Source organism: Methylomagnum sp. (assembly GCF_054333355.1).
Genome location: NZ_JBTEKS010000212.1, coordinates 1 through 7,789, shown reverse-complemented (window position 1 = coordinate 7,789; position 7,789 = coordinate 1). Strand labels below are relative to the sequence as shown.

The following is a 7,789-nucleotide window of genomic DNA, read 5'->3' as shown; positions in this document are numbered from 1 at the left end:
GGGTCAATGTCCCGCACTTATCATGGGCTTGGGGGCTGTTGGAAATGGGCGTGGCCCGCAGGGTATAGGTCGTGGCGGTGGCCGCGTTAATGGTTAGGTCGTAATACTTGGTGGCTCCATCCAGCGGGGATTGCGTGGGGTAGATGCGCGGATACCCGGTGGGCGCTGGCGTCCCCGCCGTGCCGGCCGCGTCCAGGTAAGAGTTGGTCTCTGTGAAGTGCCGCTCCATCGCGTTCGCCAGCCCCAGGAGTGCGCCCTCCGCGTCGGCGCGGCGGGTTCTCTCCATTTGCTTCTGATAGCTGGGATAGGCTATCGCGCCCAAAATGCCGACGATGCCCAGGGCCATCATCAGTTCCAACAAGGTGAACCCTCTGGGATGCTTGTTCGCTTTCACGTTGCTACACCTGCTCTGCTGTGTTTGATTGCCAAGCTTAGCGCAATTGCCGCCACGCCTGCCGTCCGGAAGATGCGCCACCGCCGCTGGTGCAGGATTCCAACCGGCTCTCGATTTGGCTGCTGGAGCCGACGATATATTTCATTTCCCGGCACCCTGTGTCGCTCCCGTCATCGGTCAATTTGATTACGCCCGGCGCGGTGGGCATGCCGACAGTGGACTGGATGCCCGAGACATTGTGTGTGTTGTTGTTGTAGGAGTACGTGTCGTTGGAGTCAATCACGCCATCTTGGTTGATGTCCCAAGGTGCCGGGCCGCTGGTGGGCAGCGGCGTTCCGGTCAGGGCGGTCAATTCCATCAGCCAGCCGGTTCCATCCGAGACCGTGGTGCACTGGTCTTGGCCCTCGCTGGTGGGGAGGGGGATAAGCGTCGTGAAGATCACCCGGGTTCCCCGCAATTGCGGGAAACTGATGACCCGTTCTCCTTGGTATGTCAACGGAGTGCCCGGCTTCCTAAGGTCCATGAACCAGCCCTTCTTGGTGGGGTAATCCACAGGGTTTTCTGAGCTTAGCCTCAAGCCATCGGCTTCGGACACTATCGTCTGTTCTTGTAGGTCGGCCCGGCTCTGAACCGTGGCGCCGTTATCCCAGACGCCGTAGAAGGTTTGTGTTTGAGGGGCGGAGACATCGTTGTCCATGGACTCAAAATATTTGCCCGTGCCGAAGTACACCATGTAGCCGCCCGAAGACCCCGCGCCGACCTGCGGCTTGGAGGTGATCGGTTGGCGGTGGGCGGTAGCGCAGGAGGTTTCGCTTCGGTCGCAGGCGACAAACAGGGGGGTTCCGCTATAGGCGACATTCCAGCTAGAGGCGCTGGTGCTGCTCACGTCAAATTTCCATAGGTTCCCCTGCAAATCCCCCGCATAGATGTAATCCACGACCCGGTCGCTATCCACATCGACCGCGATGGGCGTGGATAAGCCATTGGGTTCCGTGGATGAGCCTGTTTCCGTGCTGAGCGCCCTGATGATGTTGCCATTCTGCGCATTAACGATATAAAGCACGGCCTTGTTGTTGACACTCCCGTAGCCATTCCCTAGGACCGCCGCCCACGAGCCATCCTTCATGCGGACGATGGATGCTTGCGTCATCGTGTAGCCGAGATTGTTCTGGAAGCCCCGCAATGAGGACGAGTCGGTGGTTAGATTCGCCGCCACGGGAGCGTCGGTATCGCTGAACTCCCACAGCACGTCGCTGGCGCTGAAGCCCGCGTCTGGATTGGTCGCATCCAACGCGAAAACCCCGTGTCCCCCGGCCCCCGTCGTCCCCACCAGCACGGTGTGCCAGGCGCCACCGAAATAAGCGTCTCCGGCACGGGGCGAGCCGTCCACGAAATACCGATGGTTGAAAAGGAAATTAGGGTCGCTCAGGGAGGTGAAATTCCCATACACGGCGTTGGGGACGAAGGCCACTTTCTCCACCCCCGCGTCCGTGCCGGTGCCATGGGCGTTGAAGCCATGCAGCATGCCGTCGTTGGCACCGACATAAATCATTTTGGTCCGCCCGGTGTAGGAGCCGCCTTCGCGGAAGCTCGCGTAGCTCGTGCCTTCCGTCCCGGTCAGGTCTTTATAGCCGTAGTCGGGGGTGCCCACGAAGACCGGGTTGGAGTTCACGATGTCGCCGAGCAGCCAGGGGTCGTCGCCAGTGGCGTCGTTATTTAGCACATTGAGATGGGTCCGGTTGCGGAAGACGGCCACGTTGGGGTCGCTGCTCCGGGTCTCGTTCTCGGTGTCATGGCGTAGCGAATTGGGCTTCTCGTGGGTTGAATCGCCGCGCAGGTAATTCAAGCGCCATACGCCGAGGTCATTTGAATCGTTGCAGTCGGCTATGCCTAGGAGTTCGCGCTGGCTGCCCGTTCCGCTGGTGAGGTTCGCGCAGGCGAATGTCGTGCCGGTATGCGAGCTTGGATTGTAAGTCAGGATGGTGCGTGAGGTGTACGGGCTGGGTATCTTCTCCGCCGCGTTCCAGAGGGGCGTCGGGTTGATGCTGCCGTCGGTGTTGATTCCATAAGCCAGGAAGCTCCCGATCCAGTCGGTGCTGTCGAACATGGCTTGATAGATGGTCGATCCCTCCTCGACCCGCGAGGAGTTGGTGGCCACCGAGGCGGACGATCCCACTTCCCCGGAGATGGCGCTCACGGTGCTTTTTAAGGCGTTACCCAGGGCGGTGCCGCTGGAGGCGTAATAAAACTCCCCCCCCCCTTGGGCGGCGGTGTCTGCCAAGAGCGTATTGACCCCCGGCTGACTTGGATCGATGGCGGGATCGGCGAAGCCCACCGTGTAAATGGTGAGGTTGTTTTTATATGTGTTGCTCGGCTTTGTTAGATCGGGCCGCAAATCAATCTCGTGCAGGGCCTGGGCTACGTCGTCAAGGTAGTCGCTGGATTCGGAGCCGGCGTTGGGGACGCTTTTTGAAGGGCTACAAGTGCCGTTGCCGCCCGGATAGGCGAAGCCGCACTTCATGTCGTAGTTGTTGGCCAGGCAGCTATGGGCGGCGTCGCAGTCGCTGTCGTAGTCCCGCAGAGGGGTGCTGAGGTTGCGATCCGAAGAGGGCAGCCCGTCGCTCAGCAGCACCACGAAGCTTTTTTGGCACCAGCTTTGAATGGGCGGAGTCAAGTTGCAATTCTGTGAGCCGCCGCTGGTGATGCAGTGGTTGTTGAATGTGGAGGCCACCGTGGCGGTGGCCTGTGAGGCCGTGCCGGGGTGGAGGGTCAGGTTGCCGGTGTATCCCATTGAGAAATAGCGGCCAATGTCCGACAAGGTTTCGGCCAATGGGGTATTGGAGCTGGCGGTGAGCGCGTTGATCTGGGATTTAATCGAGGTGGCCTGGCTTGGCGTCAAATCGTCGATCTGCGTCAGGAGTTTGCCGCCATCGGCGGCGTTGTAGGTGGTTAAGCCCAGGCGCAGGCTCGCAAGCTCTCCCGAAGCCGGGGTGATGGAGTCCACCAGCGCGTTGGCGCCCTCCTTCGCCACCTCCAGGCGGGTGAGGTCCAGGGTGGCGGACAGGCTATTGTTGAACGTGCCTTCGGCGAAATAGTAATTCAAATAGCTGCCCAGCAGGGTATAGCCGGTCAGTCCGCTAACACTCCCGCCACCATATTTCTGAATTGTGTAATATTTGGCGCTATTAAAGCACCGTTGACTCGAACCGCTGCCAAATGGCGCGCCTGTTGTCGAGTTGCTGCAGGAGGGGGTGTTTGTTGTGACTTTAAACCTTGGCGTTGAACATGCCCTGGCCACGACGACGTAGGGCGAGGCCGATGTTCCGGTGCCTGAACCGGCGCCGGGGCTATTGCTAAGCGCTTTAGTGGTGGGGCAAGTGTAGCTATATCCCACCGGAGGCGGATCATTGGCGTAGAGCGAACCGGCGTCTAGCGGCTGATCCATGGATATCGAATTGTCCACCATCAGCATGATGTTGGGCTTGGCCGACACAATGGACAGGAACAATGGCGATTGTGCGGGGGTCACAGCCGCCGCCGGTCCCGAGCAGAGCGCGGCGACCAATCCCAAAGCAACGGGGCGATGTGTTTTCTTATGCGTAGGCTGCGGTTTCATGTTGATGTACCGAAAAAGGATTTGCTGGGCTGGCCTTGACGAAACTATCGCCGGTAAACAGATTGCAGGATGACTTCCGCGTTATCGGTGCCGCCCGTGCCACGCGCCGTGATCCGATACCAGGAGCGCGGCGCGCCCGCCAGTTGCTCAACCCCGGCCTCCAGGCTCCCCCCCGCGCTCCCGCCTTGTGTGGTGTAGGTGAGTTCCTCGACGATGAACATCGGCAAGGTCGTCACCTTGGCGAGGGTGATGCCCATGTAGGAGGTCACGTTCCCGGTGGTCCAAACGGTTTTCCATCTGGACGAGTCGGCGGTCGCATCCTTGCCGTAAAATCCGCCGTTGCCCGTGTTGGTGAAGGTTGGCAGTTCCGCCGTGGGCGCGAGCAAGTTTTCGGCCTGCTGCAAGGCCGCCTCGGCGGCCGCGAAAGCCAGTGAGTTGTTGCGCAGGTTGCCCGTCATTTTTTCCTCCAGCGAGGTGGACTGCATGCTGGTCACGCCGATCACCGTCATGATGGTCAGGATCAGAAGGCTGACGATGAGCGCGGCGCCCCGCTGCCCTTGGCATTCGATGAAGTGCTTGATGTTATCCACGCGCATGGTTGTGTCTTGCTAGGGCAGGCGGTTGCGGACGCCGAGGGTGGTGGTGAACACTTGCCTCAGCCTGCGGTCGGGGGCCGTCACGGCGGCGCCGTTGAAGGTGTAGGTCTGGGGCGTCGCCGCTACGTTGTCTTCCCTGGTTCGCAGCAGCAGGCTGATCCGCACGCTGACCACCCGGCGCCAGTCGGCGACCTGGTCGGCGGTCACGTAGCGGTTGGGCGTGAAGTCCGGCAAGGCCGTGACGGGGACGGGAAGCGCCTCGGTGTCTTCGCCGTAGCGGATCTGCATTTGTTCCACACCCTCGACGATCTCCTCGGCATTGCCTCCAGTGACGCGGCGGTATAGGGTCGGCTCGGTGTTGCCCGTGCCGCCGCCGGTCCTCACATAAAAGCTGGTGGTGCCGTATCGGACCACGCTGTCGCCGGCGCTGAAGACATTGCCGTTCAGCGTGTCGACGGCGTTGTCGGGGCCGGGTTCGGGTGTGCAGCCGTTGGTCGCATGTTGAATGATGCCGCCGACTGGATCGTTGGTGACTTGCAGCATGACGGCGCTCGTGCAGTTGGACACCAAGACGATGTCGCAGCTCGAAAAGTCGGGGCTGGCGCCCACGGTGAGGTTGGCGTTCCCGCTGTAGCTGGTGACGGGGGGCGCCGCCCCGACTTGCTGTAGTGTCGAGGCCTCGCCCAGCGGTCCCCGGACGGTCAGGACATCGCTGCCGGGGCTGGGGCTGGTGATGCTGGCGTCGAGGGCGGGGGTCCAGTTCCCCGCCGCCGTGTCGGTCGCGGCGCCGGCCGTCCACTCGAAGCCAAAGATGGCCGCGATGGTCGAAAGCCTGGCATCGACCGCGTACCCAAAGCCTTCGTATTGATAGTCGTCCGAATAGGCGTGCGGGCCGGCCACCGCCGGATTCAGGACATTGGACAGCCCCACCCTGCTTGAGCATCCGATATAACCCGACTCGCGGACGCTCCTGGCTAGCACTTGCATGGCCAGACGGGCGTTCTCCTGCAAGCGCGCCTGCGTGTCTTGGACATCGGCGGTTTTTTTGCTGCTCGTAAATAGCTGCCCGACGCCCGCCATGAGAATCAAGCCGGCGATCATCGCCACCATGATTTCGACGAGGGACATCCCCCGTTGGGACGGGTGGCCTGGGGTCCGATGGATGAAGCGCTTGGTCATGGCTGGTAGCTCGTTCTGAAGATTTCCTCGCCATCCACCAACTGGCTGTCTTGCCATATCCGCCCCGTCCACCACACCTTGATGGCGTATATGGTGCCCACCCCATCGCAGGCGGGGGCACCGGAGCTGCCGTCATTGGGCGTGCTGTCCAGGCATATCGCGCCCCCTCCCCCTGGCAGTTGAGTGCTCAGGGCGCGGCTCCATTCAAAGGCATCATGTTGAGCCATCTGGGCGGGGGTGCATCCCGCGACGGTCAAGCAAGCAGGGATTTCTTCCGCCACCGGATTGTGGTAGCTAAGGGCCAGCACCCCCAAGGGGTTCGCCTGCATGCGTTCCGCAATATCGGAGGCCAGCAGGGTGGCCTGTGCGCGGAGGGAAGAGCTATGGTTGTAATACAGCCCACTGACTTGCAGTCCCGCCAGCCCCAGCAGGCCGACGCCAAGCACCACGACGGCGACCAGCACCTCGATCAGTGTGAAGCCGCCGTCTTTGCCATTCGGCTTGCCATGGAGCGTCTTGGTTTTCATGGGCATGAATAATCGCCGCCGCCGTCGTTTTCCGGTATTCCGTTGTGATTGCTATCCAACGCTTCGCGGAGCCTGCCGGTGTTGTTCAGTATCCGCGCCCTCAGCTTGCTTGTTCCCCGGCTGTCGCAGAAAACGAACGAATCGGTAAAGCCCACGGCAAAGCCGTCGGCGCTATAAGTGTACCGATTTCTGCCGGAGGACAGGCTGGCGAGGCTGCTGGTCAGGGCGCTATGGGTTCTGATGATTTCATCGCCGTCGGCTTGGCTGAACACATTGTTACCGTTCACGTCCACCACCACCAGCCAGCCCCTAAGCCATACAGTGTCGCTGTTGTTATTGCTACATGCCGTGCCCGCTGTATTCCGCTTGCACAACGCCACTGGCCTTGCCCGTTTGATGGCTTCGCTCCGGGCGATGTTGAAGTCCGTCACGAATTCATTGATGACGGACGTCATTTTGTTGTTCTGAATGACATCTTTGAAGCTGGGCACTCCCAGCATTAGGGTGATGGCGATCACCGCGCCGGTGGCCGCTAGTTCGATGAGGGTGAAGCCTTGTTGGACAAGTCGAATTTTCATGCCTTTAACGTATAGTGAACTTTTGCCAGGCTGGTGGCTGAAAGCGACTGGCGGTAGCAAATTTCCGATGAAATGACCGAAGCGTTAAATCCAACGAGGCCGACTTTCCGAATTTTAGGCTTTGTCGATGTAAACGCGAAAAGCTCCATAAAATAGGGGCTTATATTTTTATTGGATTGCGGGCATCCACATTCAAAAAGACTAGCGGTCACGGTCGAGTATCTGAATGACCCAGGCTTTTTTCCGGGGCAACGATATCTCTCACTCGTTGCTTAAGCTCCTTGGCTTCGGGAAAGCGCCCCTCGGCCTTGCGGGACCATAGCACCGTCTCGCCATGGCGTACCTCGAAAATCCCGCCCGTGCCGGGCGCCAAGGTCACGCCGCCTAGTTCTTCCTCGAACGTCGTCAGAAGCTCCTGAGCCAGCCAAGCCGCCCGCAGCAGCCAGCGGCACTGGGTGCAATACTCGATTTCGATGCGTGGTTTGCCGGTCATACCGGACCTCCTGTTTAACTAGGGTTCAAATTTCAATCCAAGTCTGCGCGGCCTGCCACAATAGCCGACACCCGATGAGGGCCAGCAGCAGCGCGAATACTTTTTTGAGTCCACCCGTGGGCAGCCGATGGGCCAAATGCGCCCCCAGCGGCGCGAAGGGGATGCTGGTCAAAATAATCCCGGCAAGCGCGGGGAGATAGACGTAGCCGAAGCTCCACAGCGGCAGGGACGCCTTGTGCCAGCCCAGCACAATATAGGTCGAGGTGCCGGCCACCGCGATGGGAAAGCCGCAGGCCGAGGAAATCGCCACCGCGTGACGGATGGAATAACGACATTTGAGCAGGAACGGCACGCTCAGGGTGCCACCGCCGATGCCGAGCAAGGACGACACCGCGCCGATACCTAA

General features: G+C 60.5%; 8 protein-coding genes. All 8 read right to left on the bottom strand.

Translation table 11 applies throughout. The features are described from left to right. A partial coding sequence (locus ACXWUF_RS14950; protein WP_458495450.1) for a type IV pilin protein occupies positions 1–394 on the bottom strand: 394 nt, incomplete at its 3' end. Between the two features lie 37 nt (positions 395–431). Further along, a complete protein-coding gene (locus tag ACXWUF_RS14945; RefSeq protein WP_458495449.1) occupies positions 432–3,497 on the bottom strand; it encodes a pilus assembly protein in 3,066 nt (1,021 codons plus the stop codon). A gap of 557 nt (positions 3,498–4,054) precedes the next feature. Then, complete coding sequence (locus tag ACXWUF_RS14940) at positions 4,055–4,606, bottom strand: pilus assembly PilX family protein (protein WP_458495448.1); 552 nt, start codon at positions 4,604–4,606, stop codon at positions 4,055–4,057. 12 nt (positions 4,607–4,618) lie between these two features. Continuing rightward, a complete protein-coding gene (locus ACXWUF_RS14935; RefSeq protein ID WP_458495447.1) occupies positions 4,619–5,785 on the bottom strand; it encodes a PilW family protein in 1,167 nt (388 codons plus the stop codon). Then, positions 5,782–6,318, bottom strand: coding sequence for a type IV pilus modification protein PilV (gene pilV / locus ACXWUF_RS14930; RefSeq protein WP_458495446.1), 537 nt, complete (start codon positions 6,316–6,318; stop codon positions 5,782–5,784). Before pilV ends, ACXWUF_RS14935 begins: the two co-directional genes overlap by 4 nt. Beyond that, positions 6,309–6,890 (bottom strand): GspH/FimT family pseudopilin, encoded by a 582-nt coding sequence (locus ACXWUF_RS14925; RefSeq protein ID WP_458495445.1) that lies wholly within the window; start codon positions 6,888–6,890, stop codon positions 6,309–6,311. Before ACXWUF_RS14925 ends, pilV begins: the two co-directional genes overlap by 10 nt. A 208-nt stretch (positions 6,891–7,098) precedes the next feature. Next, the gene (locus ACXWUF_RS14920) at positions 7,099–7,383 is read right to left on the bottom strand and encodes a SelT/SelW/SelH family protein (RefSeq protein WP_458495444.1); all 285 of its coding nucleotides are present in this window, start codon (positions 7,381–7,383) and stop codon (positions 7,099–7,101) included. 25 nt (positions 7,384–7,408) lie between these two features. After that, positions 7,409–7,789: sulfite exporter TauE/SafE family protein (locus ACXWUF_RS14915; protein WP_458495443.1), on the bottom strand; the 381-nt coding region annotated here is incomplete at its 5' end.

Bases quoted from the DNA above. Each gene is read 5' to 3' on its own strand.
- ACXWUF_RS14925 (WP_458495445.1), bottom strand. From the start codon at position 6,890: ATGAAAATTCGACTTGTCCAACAAGGCTTCACCCTCATCGAACTAGCG.
- ACXWUF_RS14940 (WP_458495448.1), bottom strand. From the start codon at position 4,606: ATGCGCGTGGATAACATCAAGCACTTCATCGAATGCCAAGGGCAGCGG.
- pilV (WP_458495446.1), bottom strand. From the start codon at position 6,318: ATGCCCATGAAAACCAAGACGCTCCATGGCAAGCCGAATGGCAAAGAC.
- ACXWUF_RS14920 (WP_458495444.1), bottom strand. From the start codon at position 7,383: ATGACCGGCAAACCACGCATCGAAATCGAGTATTGCACCCAGTGCCGC.
- ACXWUF_RS14935 (WP_458495447.1), bottom strand. From the start codon at position 5,785: ATGACCAAGCGCTTCATCCATCGGACCCCAGGCCACCCGTCCCAACGG.